Raw genomic sequence first — 16,850 nt, 5'->3', positions numbered from 1 at the left:
CATGACGACCGTGGAGGCGCTTCGGCGCGCATACCGGACCGGGCGGCGGACGCCGGCGGACGTGATCGACGAACTCATTCGTGCGGCGGAGTCGCACGCCGCGTGGAACGTGTGGATCACGCCGCCCTCGTGGGAGAGGATCGAGCCGTATCTCCAGGCGCTCTGCGCAGACGAGATGGATCAAAAGCCGCTCTGGGGCATTCCGTTTGCGGTCAAGGACAACATCGACGTCGCCGGCATGCCGACCACGGCCGCCTGCCCAGCGTTTGCGTACGAGGCGCCGGCGCACGCGGCGGTGGTGGAGCGGCTGATCCGCGCGGGGGCCATTCCGGTCGGGAAGACGAACCTGGACCAGTTCGCGACGGGGCTCATCGGCACGCGCAGCCCGTATGGCGAGGTGGCGAATGCGCGCCATCCGGAGTGGGTGAGCGGCGGATCGTCGAGTGGATCGGCCGTCGCCGTGGCGCTCGGCATGGTGCCGTTTGCGCTCGGGACCGACACGGCGGGTTCCGGGCGCGTGCCGGCGGCCTTGAACGGCGTCATCGGCTACAAGCCCCGCGTCGGCGGCTGGCCGAATGACGGGGTGGTGCCGGCGTGTCGCACGATCGACTGCGTGAGCGTGTTCACGCGATCCGTCGCGGACGCGGCGTGGGTGCAGGCGGTCATCGCGCCCGCGCCTGCCGCGCAGGGCGCGCCGGATCGCGCGGTGGTTCCGAAATCGCTCGTCGCCTGGTTCGGCGCCAAGGCGGACGCGTATCGCAACGCGTGGGCCAGGGCGCTGTCCAAGCTTGAGGACGCCGGCGTCGCCGTGGTGGAGATGGATCTGCCTGAACTGGACGAGGCGAGCGCGATGCTGTACGAGGGCCCCTGGATCGCGGAGCGGTGGGCGAGCCTCGGGGCCTTCGTCGAGGCTCATCCCGACGACGTGCTGCCCGTGACCCGAGCCATCCTCGAGTCCGGCCGGGATCGCCTGGCGAGCGATCTCTTCCGCGCACAGCACCGCCTTTTGGACCTGCGCCGCTCCGTGGAGGAGAAACTGCGCGGCGCTGTGCTCCTCATGCCGACCGTCGGCGGCACCTGGACGCGGGACGAGGCGCGCGCGGATCCCTTTGCCACCAATCGGGCGCTTGGCGCGTACACGCAGCACGCGAACCTGCTCCACTTGGCCGGCTTGTCGATCCCGTGCGGCGAGGCGGATGAACAAATGCCGTTTGGCGTCACGTTGTACGTCCCTGGACAACGGGAGGCCGAGCTTCTGAGCGCGGCGCGCTGGTGGCTTGATCCCGACCAGGATGTGGCGACACGTGAGGACGAGATGGAACTCATCGCGGTCTGCGGCCTGCACATGCGAGGCATGCCGCTGAACGGCGAGTTGGTCGATCTCGGCGGAGAATTCGCTGGTGTTTCCCGCACCGCGCCTTTGTATCGCCTCTACCTGCTGGACACGGATCCGGTGAAGCCCGGACTCGTGCGCGCGGACGGCGGCGCGGAGGTGGAGCTGGAACTCTGGAAGCTGCCGCGGCGCGCGTGGCCAGCGTTCATGCAAAAAGTCAGGCATCCCCTGGCGCTTGGAAAGATCCTGCTTTCCGACGGGCGGGAGGTGACGGGCTTCGTCTGCGAGGAGGGTGCGCCGAAGCGCGAGGACATCACGGTCTACGGAGGTTTCCGGGCGTGGTGCGAGCGCGGCAGGGTGGTCATCTCATAAACGGTCGCGGGGGCGCCGCCTCGGCCCCCGCCCATTCAACCGTTGATGCCGCTCGATTTGGAGAGACCGCGCAGGATGGGTTTGCGGAACAGCACGAAGAGGGCGATCATCGGCAGCGTCGCGAACATCGCGGCGGCGGACAGACCTTGCCAGTTGGACGAATCCTGCGTCAAAAAGGTGGACAACAGCACCTCGATGGGCTGAACCCGAGGGCTCGAGGTGACCATGAGCGGCCAAATTAGGGAGTTCCAGCAGCCGATGAAGATGTAGAGCGCGACGGTGAACAGGATAGGCCTCGACAGCGGCAGGACGATGCGCCACAGGAACGCCAGATGGCCGCAGCCGTCGATCTTTGCGGCGTCGTGGTACTCCCGCGGCAGCGTCAGGAGGTGCTGGCGCAAGAGGAATACACCGAAGATGCTCGCGCCATACGGGATGATCTGCGCGATGCGCGTGTCCACCAGGTGCAGCTTCGCCATCGTCACGAAGTTCGGGATGAGCAGGGCCTGTTCCGGGATCATGAGCACAGCCAGGAGCGCGGTCCACACCACGGCTTTCCCCCGAAACGGGATGTAGACGAGCGCGTACGCGCAGAGCACGGTTGTCGTCAGGGCGATGGCGATGGTCGCGAGGGCGATGACGACGGTGTTGAGGATGGCGAGCATCCACGTGTTCCCCCGCCACGTCTGCACCCATACCGAGAAGTTCCAGTCCGGCACGAGGTGAGGCGGATAGACAAACACGTCCTGCGGCCGATCCAACGACGTGACGAACGAAATGTAAATCGGCAAGAGGAACGCCAGTCCGAGGGCCAAGGCCAAGGCGGCGCGCAACACGTGTCCGATGGTACGCATGTCCATCCTCCTCACGAATTACTGGTAAAACGTCAATCGGTGACCGATCCAGCGCGTCAGGGCGGTGACTGCAAAGATGCAGACCACGAGCATCGCGGCCATGGCGGCAGCGTAAGAGAACTGTCCGTTCGTGAACGCCTGTTGGTAGATGTACAAAAGCGCCGTCAGCGTGGCGTTCTCCGGTCCGCCGCTCGAAAGACTCAGTGCGTAGACCTGGGCAAAGGCCTGCAGAGAGCCGATGGTGGTCATGACGGCGATGAAAAAGAGCGTCGGCGAGATGAGCGGCAGCGTGATGCGAAACAACCGGGTCCAAGGACCCGCGCCGTCCACCCGCGCCGATTCCAACACGCCTTCCGGCAACTGAGACATGGCCGAGAGCAGGATCAGCACGTCGAACCCGATACCGTGCCAAAGCGAATACAGCACGACGGCCGGCATTGCCCAGTGGGGCGAATTCAACCACCCGATGGGCCTCAAGCCGACGTCTCGCAAGAGAGCGTTCAAGATGCCGAAGTTTGGATTGTACATCCAAAGCCAGCCGATGGCCGTGCCGACGGCCGGCGTGACGTACGGGAGCACCACCAACGACTGCGTGAAGCGGAAGAGCCGCCGGTTGGACTGCAGAAGCGCCGCCAGTGCGACGGACAGCACCAGGGTGGAGGGCACCATCATGAGGGCGTACAAGCCTGTGTTGGCCATGGATCGCCAGAAGAGCGGATCGGACAAGGCCGCATGGAAGTTGCTCAGGCCTGCGTAAGCCGTCGTGCCGCCGGGGTGAAAGTTGAGAAACGCCAGCGCAAAGGCGAGCACTGCCGGCGCATAGACGAACGCCACGAGAAACAAAAAGACGGGTGCGAGCAGGCACGCCGCGAGGAGACCTTCCCGCAGGCGGGATGGGCCTGGGGAAGGTTCGGCGACGGTCTGCGCCGTCCAGCGAAGGAACGCGTCGGTCACGGACATGGGCATCAGCTCCTGCGCTCGCCGCTGAGGTATTGATTGCCGACGTTGTTCATGTTCGCAATGGCCTGTTGCGGTGACTCCTGCCCGTTGAGCGCCTTCAGGAGTTCAGTCTGCATGGCCGTCAGCGCGGCGTAGTATTGCGTGGCGTTCGCAGCCGGGTCCGTCAGCCAGGTCGACGGGTTCGTGACAGCGGCCTCCTGGTCGGGGTGCGACGCATAGTACGGCTTTAGCTGGTCTGCCGCGGCTGGCCCAATGGGAAGGTAATTCGCCGCCTGATCCCACTGCGCGTTTGCCGCCGGGCTCACGAGCCAGCGAACGAACGTCCACGCCGCATCCTGCTGGGCTTTGGTTCCCGTGTTCAGAATGGCGAGGCTGTCGCCATCGACGTAGTTGTACGCGCGGCCCGAGGTGCCAGCGGGCGCCGGGGACGCTTTGACTGTGAACTTGCCGCCCACCGACTGCACGTCATAGGTCCACCCTGCGGACGATTCGATGAGAAGTCCAATGTTGCCCGTCCCGAAATCCAATTGGTAGTCGTAGTTTTGCGTGAGGATCATGTCTCCTTGCGAGACGAGATTGTGCAAAAAGGAAAGGGTGGCGACGGCCTGCGGGTTGTTCAGGGCGAACCGCGTCTCGCTGCTGGACGCCCAAATCTTCCCGCCGTTGTCTGCGACCATCGTCAGGAATTGCTCCATGGAGGGGGTCCATGCAATGCCGTGGATGCTTCCGCCGAGCGCTGTGATCTTCCGCGCATCCGCCCCGACCTGCTGCCACGTCTTAGGAGGCGACGAGATGCCGGCCTTCTTGAACAACTCCGCGTTATAGAAGATCACCATATGCCCGTTTTCCTCGAACGGGAGAATGTATTGTTTGCCCGGCTCGATGGCGCGGCCGTTCCAGACAGAGGGATAGAAGAACGAGGCGAGTTGAGCCTTCGTGAAACCGCTCGGCCCGTCGATGTACGGCGTCAGGTTCACGAGGTACCCGTCCGACATGAACTGCTGAGCGGCGTCGAGGTGCGGCATGATCACGTTCGGTGCGTCGCCAGCGGTCATCGCCGCGGTGACGGGCTGAATCTGAGCGTACTTGTCGACTACGGTGACGTGGATGTGGGGATGGGTGGCGTTAAACTCGTCGACGAGGGCGTGCATCTCCTTCTTCAGTGCACCCGAAGGATGCCCGTTCCAAAATGTGATCTGAACCACGCCGTCTGTGCTGGCCGTTTCCGCAGGTGCCACGCGAACCGCGGTCTGCGCGTGCGCGCGCTCCAGCGCGATACCGGTTCCCGCGCCTGCCAAAATCGCGGCGAATGCGGTGCCGAAAACCCAGCTTCGTCTCACGCAAATTCTCCCCCTTGAATGCCCGAATATTGGGTCAAGACCATCTTGAGATGCGGGTTTGAAGGGAGGCTTGTGTTTTTGTGAAGCGCTTGTAAGAAGTCTGTATCTTTTGTTTATGGTCCGCTGGGCTATCGAGTTGGACCTCGGGGGTGACGCATGCGCCCTTGTTCTGGGCATGCTAAGCGAGCGAGGGGGGAGCAGGCGGTGAAGAAGGATATTCAGTCCACGAAAGAGCAGACACCCATCACGGAAGCCCAGAACGCCATCGCGCAGGCGGAGCGCGCGGCGAAGCAGGCGCTTTCGCACACCAACCGAACAAACCTCATGTCCGCCAAAGAAGCGTTCATGCAAGCGGAGCGGGCCGTCGAAGGAGCGGGCGGATCGTCGAATCCCCAGGCCGTGGCCGGTCTTCACGACCACCTGAACCGCGTCCGCGCGGCGCTTGAAGATGCAGAAGCGCAGCAACCGTGAGGCGAAGGCTTCACGGTTGCTTCATTTTTCGCGATGCAGTCATACCGGATGGACGGCGCTTTACCAAAAGCGGATGGGACTCGATGTGCCTGTAATCGCGCGTCAAATACAGGGCGGCAAAGGCAACTGCCACACCCACGCCGCAGGCGAGCAGGAGCACGTCTGGCGCCACGCCCTGCTGCAGGATCCACGAGGACAGCGCGTAACTGATGGGCGTGAACCCGACGCTGACGAGCATGAGGACCGACATCACGCGGCCGAGCTTTTCTTCGGGGATACTGCTCTGCAAAAAGGCGAGGAACGGAATGTTGACAATGCTCATCAGGATGCCCACAAGGCCGAGCGCCGCCATGCCCTCGATGCGTATCTGCCAATAACCCACCGTCGCCATGGCCAGGCCCATGAGCGCGCCGCACATGCCAATCCAAATGAGCTTGCCCTGAAATCCGCGCAGAAGCGCCACAATCACGCCGCCGACAATGGATCCGACGCCGAGCGCAGACTGGTATTCGCCAAGGACAGCGCCTGTCCATCCTCTGCTCCGGATCATCACCGGAACCCCGATGCTCAGAGGGCCGATGCAGAACAGATTCACGACCAAGCTCAGGCACATGACGATGAGCAGCAGTCGGATTCGCGCGACGAACCTGAGTCCATCGGCGACGTCGCGGAGAACGGACGACACGCCCTGCGCAGGTTCCTCGAGACCGCCGTGCGCGCGAAGGCGGATCCAGAACATCGTGACCGCCGCGATCGTGAACACGAGCGCCACCACCAAGAACATGAGCCGGTAGTCGCGTTGCGCCAAGAGCACAGCGGCCAGCATCGGCCCGACCACGGTGCTCGCCTGTTGCACGGTCTGGACGATGCTGGAGGCCTGTGCAACGTGCTCCTCTGCGACGGCGGTCTGCACAATGGACGAAGTCGCGGGATAATAGAACGAGTCGATCACGCCGAACAGCACCGCCATCAGGTCGATGGCCCAAAGAGGCGCACGCGGGCCGAAAAGCGCGATGCGAACCGCGAAGGCCACAAGGACCGCCGCCCGGGCGGCGAGCGAGATGCCCATGATCCACTTGCGGCTGAACCTGTCTGCAATGGCGCCGCCAATCAACATGAACACCACGCGGGGAATCGAGGCGAGCGTCATGGTGGTGCCAAGCGCGAGCTGAGAGCCAGTGATGGTCAACGTGTACCAACTCAAGATGGTGAAGTACGCGTTGTCGCCGCCCACGGAAAACAGCGACCCAAGGACCAGAATCCACAGATTTCGCTCGCGCACAAGCCGCTTGTCCAAATTCAGCAACGCTTTTGCACCACCTTGCCGCTGGATCACTCTCCCTTCTAAATATACACATCTGCCCCCACACATCCAACCACTCTTTGGTCATGCGTGATGGGTACGCTCACTGTGATGCAACGTCTGCGGCTCTGCGCGGAGACGTAGGGCGCAGATATGTACGCTTCTCCTGCCAAGGCAGCTGTGAACCACGGTCTCTGAGAGGCGTTCAACAATCCGGCCGGCGGATCCGAGAACACGAACGATCCGTCCGCGCGATTCAACCAGATGGATCCCAGGCTGTGCTTTGCCTTCAGCTCGAGAAGCATTTGTTTCACCGATGCTCGCTCCAGGTCCGCGGCGTGAAGGCGGGAACACGCGGCCTTCAGTTCGCCTTTCAGCGCTTCCAAGGACTCGGTGTCCACGGTCGCCGCCGCTTCGGGCACAAACGCCTGAAATTCTGCGATCTCGCCCGCCAGCTCGTCAGCCGTCTCGCGAAGATGGGAAGAGACCTGTGTCAACGCGTCGATCTGTTGGCGAGTGGCTGCGTTCTCCGCCATCAGCGAGACGAGATCGTCCGTGGCGTTGCGCATCGACACCTGCGCCTGCCGGACGCCGCGCTCGGCGTCGTCCAGATGGCGAAATGCGCGCTCCGCGTCCGTGCGCGCCTGTTGAGCGTCTGATGCCATCTCAGCCACCTCTTGGCGCGTGGCGGCAAAGAAGTCATTGATAGCGTGCAGAGCGGCCACCCCGAGATGGGAAGCCGACTGAGCCTCGGCGCCGATGGCGGCGAGTCCGTCGACCTGGGCGCGGATGTCCGCGAAGTTGTTTGAACTGTGTCGGAGTGCATCCTTCGCCTGATCCGCCAGTCGGCGCACTTCGTCCGCGATCACGGCGAATCCGCGGCCGTGATGCCCCGCGTGCGCCGCTTCGATCGTTGCGTTCAGTGCGATGAGAGAGGTCTGCTCGCTCATGCTGCGGATGGCCTCGTGCACAGCGCGGATGCGGTCCAGGCCCGCGACCATCTCCGCGACGCGCGCGTTGTTCTCCTCAATGGCAGCGGACAGCTTGCGAACGGTTTGCATGGCTTCCCGGACGCGCTCCACCAGTGCAGGGACGCGATCCTCCAGTTCTTCCGCGCGGCGCGCAATGCGCTCCATGGAAGATTGAGCGCCTGAGAACGTTTTTAACGCGGCTTGAACGTGCGCGGCGGATCTGTCCAGTTCGTCCACGGCGAGCGTTGCCCGCTGGCATGTGCGGACTTCCGTGGATTCTGTGCGCTCTGCGAGTCCGACGAGTTCACGAACCGACTGCGACAGGAAGGCCGTGGTGGCGTCCAGCCTGTCCGCCGTCACGCAGATGGCCGCCAGGAGCTCCTGGATGAGCGGGAGGTGAGCAGGCGGTTCGCCGCTCACATCTCTGTGGCGTCGAAGCAGCGTCCACAAGGCGACCAACTCCTGCGTCTATGTCATGTACAATTCCATTATGGGGTGAATTTTCGGCGCTGATCAAGGTTTTATGGTAGATAAAGTGACATAACGGCGAGCGGAGTCCGCTCGCCGTCCGCGATTCAGACGGGCAGTTCTACGCGCAGCTGTTCAAGCAACCCGCGGTCGATCTCCATCCTCGCCGTCTTGAGTGGGTCGACGACTTGGCAGATGCGGAGCCGGCCGGATGCACTTAGCAGCATCGTGGCATCGGCGAGATGAAGGTGCGCGGCGGCCGCGAGCCAGGTGGCGGCCCGCTCGGTTGCCAATTCCGCCGCGGCGTCGAGGGTGTCCGCGGAGGCGATGACGCTGACGTCATCCGCGGAAATCACCATGGGTGCCGGGCAAGCCGCATCGCGTATCACCTCAAGGCGAACTGTCACACGGCCTGCGATCTCGACGCCGGACACGCCGACCTCGCCGTCGCCCATCGCTGCGTGGAGATCGCCGAGCGCAAACAGGGCGCCTTGAACGGAGACGGGGAGCAACAGCACGGCGCCAGGCGCGATGCGCGTGCAATCCATGTTGCCGCCGTGATCGCCAGGGGTGCCACACGGGACCTCGCCATCCGCGGGAGCCACGCCGATGACGCCGATCATCGGCCGCAGCGGCGCGCGCACCCCGCCGGGCAGGACGACTTGACCGTGTTCGATCTCGACGAACCGAATGGCGTTCTCGGCGAGGTGACCACCCATCACGCCGAGGCCCGGGCCGGTGGTCATGATGCCGCGCTTCGCGAGCTTGATGTCCAGAACGTGCACGGCCAGTACATCTCCCGGCATGGCTCCCTGCACGTGGATGGGGCCGGTGGCTGGATTGATGCGGTTCCAGTCGAGCGTGCCAAAGTCCTGGTCCTCTCGCTCGATTTGATTCTCGAAACAGTCGCACGTCTCGATTTGCACCACCGCGCCAGCGGGGACGGACAGGGCGGGGGGATGGTACGAGGCGAACGAATAGACGATGTGCGTGGGATCAAGCGTGTAGATGGGGGCGGACATAGGCTTCCTCCTCTGAAAAGGCTAGTCCTCTTCGGACGTGACGATGCATGTCTTTGACATCTGGGCCTTCTTCACCTGCGGCCATCGCGAAATGAGCAGCATACTAACGCCGAAGGGGGGATGACGGTGTCGAACAGCCGACACGAATCGAAGCCGCTGCATAACGACGCCAACAAGACGCTGCCGACGGAAGAGCGCGAAGAGCGCATTCCGGGCGAGAAGTTGCGAACGAAGCTCGGGAAAAAGAAGTGAATGCAGGCGCGTGGGGGGCGCGAGCGTCCCTCACGCGCTTTGCCTTTTTCACGAGCTGAGACCGGGAGCAGGGATCGGACGACGACCTGGCGAAAGGATGCAGGGTGTACCTCAGAATGGAGCGCGGCGGACGCTGCGAGGGTGAGTGGCGCGATGGCGGAGAAACGTCTGGTAGTGCTTGGCTGTGCCCTGTATCTGGCCCTCGTCGCATCGGTGGCCGCGTTCGTCTACCGCTGGAATCTGCCCGCGCCCATCCGGCGGGATCGCGTGGTTCGGCTGGCGAGTCCGGCGCTTCCGTCGCCACGGCTTGACGAGCCGATCTTCGGCGCTCCGCTGTACAGACCGCCCCAACCGCCATCTGGCATGCGCCTGTCTGTCATCCGCGAGCCCAACTTCACGGCATACGCGCTTTGGGTGCGGGATCCGCGGCGCGTCGAAATCGTGGAGACGCGCTATCCGGGCGACGTGGGCGAAACGGTCGAACAGTTCGTGAACGACTGGCACGCGGTTGCGGGCGTAAACGGCGGGTCGTTCACGGACACCAACTGGCAAGGGACAGGAGGGCTCGTGCAGGGCATCGTCATCAGCAACGGGCGGATTCTCCAGCGCGCGAGCGGTCCCGAAAGCATCATCGGTTTCACGGCGGACGGACGCCTCATCTCAGGCACTTACACGCTCGCCGAATTGCGGGCGATGGGGGTGACGCAGGCCCTGATGTTCGGCCCGACGCTCGTGGACCATGGCGTGGACCAGATCCAGGGCGCAGGCGACTGGGGCTATGCGCCGCGGACGGCGATAGGGCAGACGGCGAATGGGACGGTCATCCTCATGGTGACGGACGGCCGCGAACTGACAGGGCCCGCGGACATCGGCGCGAGCCTTGGTGACATCGCGCGCCTCATGATTTCGCTCGGGGCCGTCACGGCGGCCAATCTGGACGGCGGTTCGTCCGCGACGCTGGTCTACGATGGACACCTGATCAATCAGCCCACGGACATCCTGGGCGAGCGATACATCGGTACGGCCGTGCTGGTCAAATAGCGCGAAAGAGGTAGACGTGTGAAGCTGAAGCGGCTTGGCATCTACGCGACGATTCTGGCGGGGACCGCTGCTTTTCTGTGGGGAGCGAAGGAAGCCGCGCGTCTGCAGCCTGCGCCCGTCGATTGGCACACGGTGGTGGTTCGAGAGCCGGTGCCAGAACCGATTTTGCGGGCGCACCTGGACGCCCGAGGCCCCGAACTGACGCGCTCGCGGGCGTGGGATCCGAGTCCTTCTCGCGTCGCGGCGTTTGCCGTGGAGCCGAAGGGCGAGCTTGTGGTGTTTGGCCTGCGCACGGGGAACAGCGTGGCCAGCCTTCATATTTCATCAGGCGTGGCAAGCGCGGCGTGGGTCAGTGACCGGCTCATGCTCATCCTCACGGGCGGCGGGCAACTCGAGACGTACGACGTTTGGAATCACGTCATGAGGCCTATTGCGTGGCTTCACCCGCCGGCAGGCATGGCGTGGCAAGCCATGGCCTGGAGCGGCTACACGAACGATCTGTACGTCCTGTTCTCCGGCCCGTGGAGCAATGAGGTCTACTACTTTGACACGAATGAGCACATGTACGTGGAATCGCTCGCCAACCTCTCCATCCGCCAAGCCTACGATGCCGCAACGGCTCTCACGCTGTATCTCGTCGACGCGCAGCATCGCCTGTGGGCGGATCGCGGCGGGCTGCTTCGCCCGTTGGCGTCTCGGGTGGCGCTGATTCGCGGCGCGGGAAACACCGTTTACTGTGCCGAGCTGAATGGAGGCGGGGAGGCTGTTGCCGTCCGCTCGTTTGACGGTCGCACTTGGACGACGTTGTGCCGATTGCCCTCGCCAGTGCCCGCCTCGAGCTTGGTGATCGATCACGCCGGCCACGTCTACATCGTGAACCGGCGCTTCATTGAGGACGCCTCGGGACGGGTGGTCCTTGCGCCGCAGGGCGCGTTTTTTCTCGCCTCGCAGAGCGCCGACGCGGTGCTGGTTGTCCGCGCAAACACGTACGGGGTCGTGATGGATTGAGTTTGGCGTGATCGAACCATTTGCATGATGGGACGCTCGCCCACAGCTGCGGTCGCGGATGCATGTGCGAAGTTCTCGATGTGAAGCTGATATGGATATCGTATAATGTTGGGCGACTGCCGAGGCGGCCTTTCGCGTAGCTTCGGACATGACAGAGCAGGGAAGTGGCAACGTGGAACAGCGACAACCGATGGAAGAGAGGCCGAAGCGCAACTGGTTCTCTGGGCTGTTTTTGCCCATCCTGATTGGCGTGGCCATCGCCATGGCGCTTCGGATGTGGGTGGTAAGCCCCGCGCGTGTGCCGTCTGCTTCGATGTACCCCACCATCCCTGCGACGAGCTCCCGCAATTTCGCATACGTGATCGTCAACAAACTGGCGACGGAGCTTTGGCCCATTCACCGCGGGGAGGTCGTCGTGTTTCATTGGCCGGATGATCCGAGCGAACTGTTTGTGAAGCGCGTGATCGGCATGCCTGGCGACACGGTGACCGTGACCTCGAATGCCGTGTACATCAACGGCAAGAAGCTGGTCGAGAACAATCCGGATATTTCGAAGTACAACGGCACGGTCGTCGGGACCTGGAAGGTGCCGCCCGGATGCTACTTCATGCTTGGCGACAACCGGCCCATCTCCGACGACAGCAGGCTCTGGGTACACAAGTTCGTGCCGCGCTCCATGATTGTGGGCGAGGCGGAATTTGTGGTCTATCCGTTCAACAAAATGAGCGTCATCTCTCAACACGTCTGAGAGGAGTGAGCGCAGATGCAGTATGTGCGCCTCGGCAAGACGGGGCTCGAGGTTTCTCGCATTTGCCTCGGATGCATGAGCTATGGGGATCCGGAGCGGGGCACGCACTCCTGGGTGCTGCGCGAGGAAGAAGCGCGCCCGTTCCTTCGCAAGGCGCTCGATCTCGGCATCAACTTCTTCGATACGGCAAACGTGTACTCGCTCGGCGCCAGTGAGGAGATCCTCGGCCGCGCGCTGCGCGATTTCGTCAGGCGGGAAGAGGTCGTGATCGCCACGAAGGTGCACGGGCGCATGCGGCCCGGGCCGAACGGCGGCGGACTGTCGCGCAAGCATCTCCTGGAGGAGATTGATAACAGCCTGCGCCGCCTCGGCACGGATTACGTGGATCTGTACCAGATCCATCGGTTTGATCCGAACACGCCGGTCGAGGAGACGATGGAGGCGGTGCACGACGTCGTGAAGGCGGGCAAGGCGCGCTACATCGGTGCCTCGTCGATGTACGCGCGGCAGTTCATGAAGCTTCAGCACGCGGCCGAATTGCACGGATGGACGAAGTTTGTATCGATGCAGAACTACTACAATCTCCTTTACCGCGAGGAGGAGCGGGAGATGATGCCGCTCTGCCAGGAGGATGGCATCGGCGTCATTCCGTGGAGCCCGCTCGCGCGCGGCCGGCTGACGCGGGACTGGGATACGCGCACGGCGAGATCGGAGACGGACGAATTCGGCCGCAAGCTGTACGCGCTCACGGAGGAGAGCGATCGGCGCATCGTCGAGCGGGTCAAGGCCGTGGCGGAACAGCGCGGCGTGCCGATGGCGCAGGTGGCGCTGGCCTGGGTGCTGTCGAAGCCGTTCGTGACGGCGCCCATCATCGGCGCGACGAAGCTCCATCACCTGGAGGACGCTGTGGCGGCGCTCGAGCTTCAGCTGACGCAGGACGAGATCGCCGAGCTCGAGGAGAACTACGTGCCGCATCCGGTCCTGGGTCACCAGTGATGGGCTAGATTCATCAGGTTCGGTTAAAAGGAGCGCGGTGGAGGATGTCCGTGGAACTGGAAAACAAGGAGGCGCTCCTCGAAGAGGGCTCGCGCTGCGCGAACCGCCGGACGTTCGCCATCATCTCGCACCCGGATGCGGGAAAGACGACGTTGACCGAGAAGCTGCTGTTGTTCGGCGGCGCTATCCGCGAGGCGGGCGCAGTGAAGGGGCGGAAGGCGCGGAGGCACGCGACGAGCGACTGGATGGAGATTGAGAAGCAGCGCGGCATCTCGGTCACGTCGACCGTGCTGCAGTTCGATTACATGGGGTGTCGTCTGAATCTGCTCGACACGCCGGGCCACGAAGACTTCAGCGAGGACACGTACCGGACACTCGCGGCGGCGGACAGCGCGGTGATGCTCATTGACGCGGCGAAGGGCGTGGAGCCGCAGACCATCAAGCTGTTCGAGGTCTGCCGGATGCGCGGCATTCCCATTTTCACCTTCGTCAATAAGCTGGACCGCCACGGCAAGGATCCGTTCGAACTGATGGAGGAAATTGAGCGCGTGCTCGGGATCCGCTCCTGTCCGGTGACTTGGCCCATCGGCATGGGACCCGATTTTCAGGGCATCTATCACCGCATGGAAGGGCGGTTCGAGCGCTTCACGAGCCGAGCGGACGAGACGCGCGTACCGGTGCCGGACCTGAACGATCCAGCCCTAGCCGACGAGCTCGGCGAAGTCCTCTGGCAGAAGCTCAAGGACGACATCGAACTGCTCGATGTCGCGGGCGACTCGTTTGATGCGGATCTCGTCCGCCAGGGCAAGCTGACGCCGATGTACTTCGGCAGTGCGATCGCCAACTTCGGCGTCGCGTCGTTCCTTGAATCGTTCATTCAGCTCGCGCCCGCACCCGGCCCGCGGGAGAGCAGTGTCGGCTTGGTCCGCCCGGACGATCCCGTCTTCACGGGCTTCGTCTTCAAAATTCAGGCGAACATGAATCCCGCTCATCGGGATCGCGTCGCGTTTGTCCGGATCTGCTCGGGCAAGTTCGCGCGCGGCATGAGCGTGACGCACGTCCGCACGGGCAAGCGCCTTGCGCTCACGCAGCCGCAGCAGTTCTTCGGCCAGGAGCGCGAGACCGTCGACGAGGCGTACGCGGGCGACATCATCGGCATTCACGATCCCGGGCTGTTCCGCATCGGCGACACGCTCGTCGAGCGAGGCAGTCTGGAATTCCCGCCGCTGCCCTCGTTTTCGCCAGAGCACTTTGCGCGGGTGTCCGTGCCGAACGCGATGAAATACAAGCAGTTTCACAAGGGAATTGCCGAGTTGACCGAGGAGGGCGCCGTGCAGGTGTTTCGCCAGGCCAACCGCACCGAGGACCTGATCCTCGGCGCCGTCGGCCAGCTTCAGTTCGACGTTTTTGTCCACCGCATGAAGCACGAGTACAGCGTCGACGTCGAGATGATCCGATTGCCGTATCAGTTCGCACGGTGGCTGGAGTCCGACGAACCCCTCGAACAACTCCAGTTCGATCGATACGCGACGCTCATCGTGCGCGATCGCGACGGGCGCACGGTGCTCTTGTTCCAGACGGAGTTCGCCATGCAGTGGCTGCTCGACAAAAACCCGAATGTGCGCCTGCACAAGACGTCGTTTGAACTGGACGCGTCCCGAAGGCGCTCGAAGGAGTGAGACGCGTGCCGACGGCGGCCTACATGACCTACTCACAACTCGTCCAACGCCTGCGCCAACTCGCCGACCTGGCGCCGGATCTCGTTCGTCTCGAGGTCATTGGGAAGAGCCGACTCGGGCGAGACCTATTTGCCGTTGCGCTGACGGACGCGGTGACGGGATCGGCCCTCGACAAGCCGGCCGTCCTGGTCGACGGCAACATTCACGCGGGCGAGGTGTGCGCGTCGAGTGCCGTCGTGTATTGGATCGAGCGCCTGGTTGAAGAGCGGGAGCGCGATCCGGCCGTGCGCGAGTTGCTTCGGACGCGCACCGTCTACGCCATCCCGCGCATTGCGGTCGACGGCGCGGAGGTGTATCTCACCACGCCCGCCAGGCTTCGCTCGAGTCCGCACCTGTACCCGCACACGTCGCCACCCGACGGTTTTGTCGAGGACGATGTCAACGGCGACGGGCGCATTCTGTGGATGCGCGTGCCGGCGGAGGACGGGGCCTACGCTGTGGACGAGATCGACCCGCGCGTGATGCGCCCGCGGCAGCCCGGTGAGATAGGCGGCGTGTACTACCATCTCTTCCCCGAGGGCCGGGTCGTGCGGACGTCACAAGGCGGGGCGCGACCGGCTGCTTCGTCCGCGCGGGACGCGCGCCTGCACGGCATGGACTTCAACCGGAATTTTCCCATTCGCTGGGCGGGGGAGAGCGGCCAGCCGGGGGCGGGGCCGTTTCCGCTTTCTGAGCCGGAGTTGCGGGCGCTCGCGGACTTCGTCCAGGCACATCCGAACATCGCCGCGTACGCCGCGTTGCACACCTCGGGCGGCGTCATCCTGCGTCAGCCCTCGACCGGCGACGATACAGTCTTGTCTCCGCTCGATCGCGCGCTCTTTACGGAGGTCGCCCGGATGGGTGAGCGGGAGACGGGGTACTTCTCGGGCTCCAACTACGAGAAATTTGCGACGGGCCACGAGGCCGTCCTCATGCCCGGCGCGGCGGACGACTGGATGTATGATCACCTGGGCGTGCTCAGTTTTACGGTGGAACTCTGGGATTTGCGCCGGCGCGCTGGGGCGCGAGGGTACGGCGAGATCGGCATGCGCAGGATGATGTCGCTGACGGTGGAGGAGCGGCTCGAGGATGAGCGCAAGGTCGTCGACTACGTGGCTCGCGAGTTTCCCGATGCGTATACGCCTTGGACGCCGTTTGACCATCCCGATTTCGGGCGCGTGGAGATTGGCGGCTTGGATCCCAAGTTCGTGATTCAGAATCCGCCGCCCGCGTTGCTAGAAGAAGAATGCGATCGCGTCGGCCGGTTTCTCACGCGGCTGGGCCTGACGACGGCGCGACTTGTCGTGACGGGCCTGTCCGTGGAACCCGTTGCGGTGGGCGTGTACCGCGTGATGGCGGAAGTGGCGAACGCGGGCTTTTTGCCGACGGCGAGCACGAAGAAGGGGAAAGAACTCGCCCTGGAGGGCGTCCGCGTGGAACTGCGCGGGGCATCGGAGGTCCTCGCAGGTAGCTCACCGTGTGAGCTGGATCACCTCGATGGATATGGATACCATGGCACATGGCGACTTCCGGCGCATCAGCGGGCGCACGTGGAGTGGGTCGTTCGCGGGGCACCAGGGGATGTCCTCGAGATTCGTTTTTGCGCGCCGCGGGCGGGGATGGCGACCGCGAGCATCGCGCTCCCGTGACGCGCGCCAGGGTTGTTTTGGAATACAATCTATTCTACCCATTCTGCGAAGTGGAGAGGCTTGCGTCAGCGAACCTCTCCACTTCGCGTTTCTAGTGGATATTTCCTATGGATTCTGATAAGATGGAGGAAGAGGTAGGGAGAGAACCGGTGCGCGGTTGGGCCCTACCGACAGAGTGGAGTGGGCAAACCAGAAAGTGCGACCGCGTCAGCCGTGCGTTGGCTGGCCCAGAGCGCAGAGCGTCGGGAGGTGGGAACGGCGTTGCGAGAAGATCGCTATGGGATTACAATATTAGCAGCCGACTTCAACGAGTGCTAACAGGGTCTTGCCCTCTCGCACACCAT

The 16,850-nt window shown here is 63.7% G+C and carries 15 protein-coding genes; 9 read left to right on the top strand and 6 right to left on the bottom strand.

The window, feature by feature from the left end:
* The first annotated feature begins 1 nt into the window (after nucleotide 1).
* Nucleotides 2-1,705, top strand: coding sequence for an allophanate hydrolase (atzF, locus tag AMA01_RS06170; RefSeq protein ID WP_231862843.1), 1,704 nt, complete (start codon nucleotides 2-4; stop codon nucleotides 1,703-1,705).
* Between the two features lie 35 nt (nucleotides 1,706-1,740).
* Here atzF and AMA01_RS06165 read toward each other — a convergent pair whose 3' ends face one another.
* Genes AMA01_RS06165 through AMA01_RS06155 form a run of 3 tightly spaced genes read right to left on the bottom strand, consistent with a single transcriptional unit; the run spans nucleotide 1,741 to nucleotide 4,859 of the window.
* A complete protein-coding gene (locus AMA01_RS06165; protein WP_230088238.1) occupies nucleotides 1,741-2,559 on the bottom strand; it encodes a carbohydrate ABC transporter permease in 819 nt (272 codons plus the stop codon).
* 18 nt (nucleotides 2,560-2,577) lie between these two features.
* Nucleotides 2,578-3,519: a carbohydrate ABC transporter permease gene (locus AMA01_RS06160; RefSeq protein WP_231862840.1), complete on the bottom strand. Its 942-nt coding sequence runs from the start codon at nucleotides 3,517-3,519 to the stop codon at nucleotides 2,578-2,580.
* A 5-nt stretch (nucleotides 3,520-3,524) separates the two neighbouring features.
* Nucleotides 3,525-4,859, bottom strand: coding sequence for an ABC transporter substrate-binding protein (locus AMA01_RS06155; protein WP_067848941.1), 1,335 nt, complete (start codon nucleotides 4,857-4,859; stop codon nucleotides 3,525-3,527).
* A 204-nt stretch (nucleotides 4,860-5,063) separates the two neighbouring features.
* Between AMA01_RS06155 and AMA01_RS06150 the strand changes: the two genes are divergently transcribed.
* Nucleotides 5,064-5,330 (top strand): hypothetical protein, encoded by a 267-nt coding sequence (locus AMA01_RS06150; RefSeq protein ID WP_067848938.1) that lies wholly within the window; start codon nucleotides 5,064-5,066, stop codon nucleotides 5,328-5,330.
* 10 nt (nucleotides 5,331-5,340) lie between these two features.
* Here the strand turns inward: AMA01_RS06150 and AMA01_RS06145 are convergent, their stop codons facing one another.
* The 3 genes from AMA01_RS06145 to AMA01_RS06135 all read right to left on the bottom strand — a co-directional run bounded on the left by AMA01_RS06145 (nucleotide 5,341) and on the right by AMA01_RS06135 (nucleotide 9,082).
* Nucleotides 5,341-6,636: an MFS transporter gene (locus AMA01_RS06145; RefSeq protein WP_067848977.1), complete on the bottom strand. Its 1,296-nt coding sequence runs from the start codon at nucleotides 6,634-6,636 to the stop codon at nucleotides 5,341-5,343.
* A gap of 38 nt (nucleotides 6,637-6,674) precedes the next feature.
* Nucleotides 6,675-8,054 carry a methyl-accepting chemotaxis protein gene (locus AMA01_RS06140; protein WP_067848935.1) on the bottom strand — a complete coding sequence of 460 codons (1,380 nt, stop codon included), beginning with the start codon at nucleotides 8,052-8,054 and terminating at the stop codon, nucleotides 6,675-6,677.
* A 125-nt stretch (nucleotides 8,055-8,179) separates the two neighbouring features.
* Nucleotides 8,180-9,082, bottom strand: coding sequence for an acetamidase/formamidase family protein (locus tag AMA01_RS06135; protein ID WP_376738333.1), 903 nt, complete (start codon nucleotides 9,080-9,082; stop codon nucleotides 8,180-8,182).
* 138 nt (nucleotides 9,083-9,220) lie between these two features.
* Between AMA01_RS06135 and AMA01_RS14200 the strand changes: the two genes are divergently transcribed.
* The 7 genes from AMA01_RS14200 to AMA01_RS06105 all read left to right on the top strand — a co-directional run bounded on the left by AMA01_RS14200 (nucleotide 9,221) and on the right by AMA01_RS06105 (nucleotide 16,506).
* Nucleotides 9,221-9,346, top strand: coding sequence for a hypothetical protein (locus AMA01_RS14200; protein WP_268251779.1), 126 nt, complete (start codon nucleotides 9,221-9,223; stop codon nucleotides 9,344-9,346).
* Between the two features lie 153 nt (nucleotides 9,347-9,499).
* A complete protein-coding gene (locus AMA01_RS06130) occupies nucleotides 9,500-10,387 on the top strand; it encodes a phosphodiester glycosidase family protein (protein ID WP_067848932.1) in 888 nt (295 codons plus the stop codon).
* Between the two features lie 18 nt (nucleotides 10,388-10,405).
* Entirely contained in the window at nucleotides 10,406-11,395 is a 990-nt protein-coding gene (locus AMA01_RS06125) for a hypothetical protein (RefSeq protein ID WP_067848930.1), read from the top strand.
* Between the two features lie 172 nt (nucleotides 11,396-11,567).
* Nucleotides 11,568-12,143 carry a signal peptidase I gene (lepB, locus tag AMA01_RS06120; protein ID WP_231862839.1) on the top strand — a complete coding sequence of 192 codons (576 nt, stop codon included), beginning with the start codon at nucleotides 11,568-11,570 and terminating at the stop codon, nucleotides 12,141-12,143.
* A gap of 15 nt (nucleotides 12,144-12,158) precedes the next feature.
* Nucleotides 12,159-13,139, top strand: coding sequence for an aldo/keto reductase (locus AMA01_RS06115; RefSeq protein WP_067848924.1), 981 nt, complete (start codon nucleotides 12,159-12,161; stop codon nucleotides 13,137-13,139).
* A 44-nt stretch (nucleotides 13,140-13,183) separates the two neighbouring features.
* Complete coding sequence (locus tag AMA01_RS06110; protein ID WP_067848921.1) at nucleotides 13,184-14,818, top strand: peptide chain release factor 3; 1,635 nt, start codon at nucleotides 13,184-13,186, stop codon at nucleotides 14,816-14,818.
* 5 nt (nucleotides 14,819-14,823) lie between these two features.
* Nucleotides 14,824-16,506 carry a M14 family metallopeptidase gene (locus tag AMA01_RS06105; RefSeq protein ID WP_231862838.1) on the top strand — a complete coding sequence of 561 codons (1,683 nt, stop codon included), beginning with the start codon at nucleotides 14,824-14,826 and terminating at the stop codon, nucleotides 16,504-16,506.
* Nucleotides 16,507-16,850: the final 344 nt, after the last annotated feature.

The sequence above is a fragment of the Alicyclobacillus mali NBRC 102425 genome, from assembly GCF_001570745.1.
Classification (GTDB): Bacteria; Bacillota; Bacilli; order Alicyclobacillales; family Alicyclobacillaceae; genus Alicyclobacillus; species Alicyclobacillus mali.
The sequence above is the reverse complement of the archived record's forward strand: the minus strand, read 5'-3'. Positions and strand labels throughout refer to the sequence as shown.

Bases quoted from the DNA above. Each gene is read 5' to 3' on its own strand.
- AMA01_RS06110 (WP_067848921.1), top strand. From the start codon at position 13,184: ATGTCCGTGGAACTGGAAAACAAGGAGGCGCTCCTCGAAGAGGGCTCG.
- atzF (WP_231862843.1), top strand. From the start codon at position 2: ATGACGACCGTGGAGGCGCTTCGGCGCGCATACCGGACCGGGCGGCGG.
- AMA01_RS06165 (WP_230088238.1), bottom strand. From the start codon at position 2,559: ATGCGTACCATCGGACACGTGTTGCGCGCCGCCTTGGCCTTGGCCCTC.
- AMA01_RS06130 (WP_067848932.1), top strand. From the start codon at position 9,500: ATGGCGGAGAAACGTCTGGTAGTGCTTGGCTGTGCCCTGTATCTGGCC.
- AMA01_RS06160 (WP_231862840.1), bottom strand. From the start codon at position 3,519: ATGTCCGTGACCGACGCGTTCCTTCGCTGGACGGCGCAGACCGTCGCC.
- AMA01_RS06115 (WP_067848924.1), top strand. From the start codon at position 12,159: ATGCAGTATGTGCGCCTCGGCAAGACGGGGCTCGAGGTTTCTCGCATT.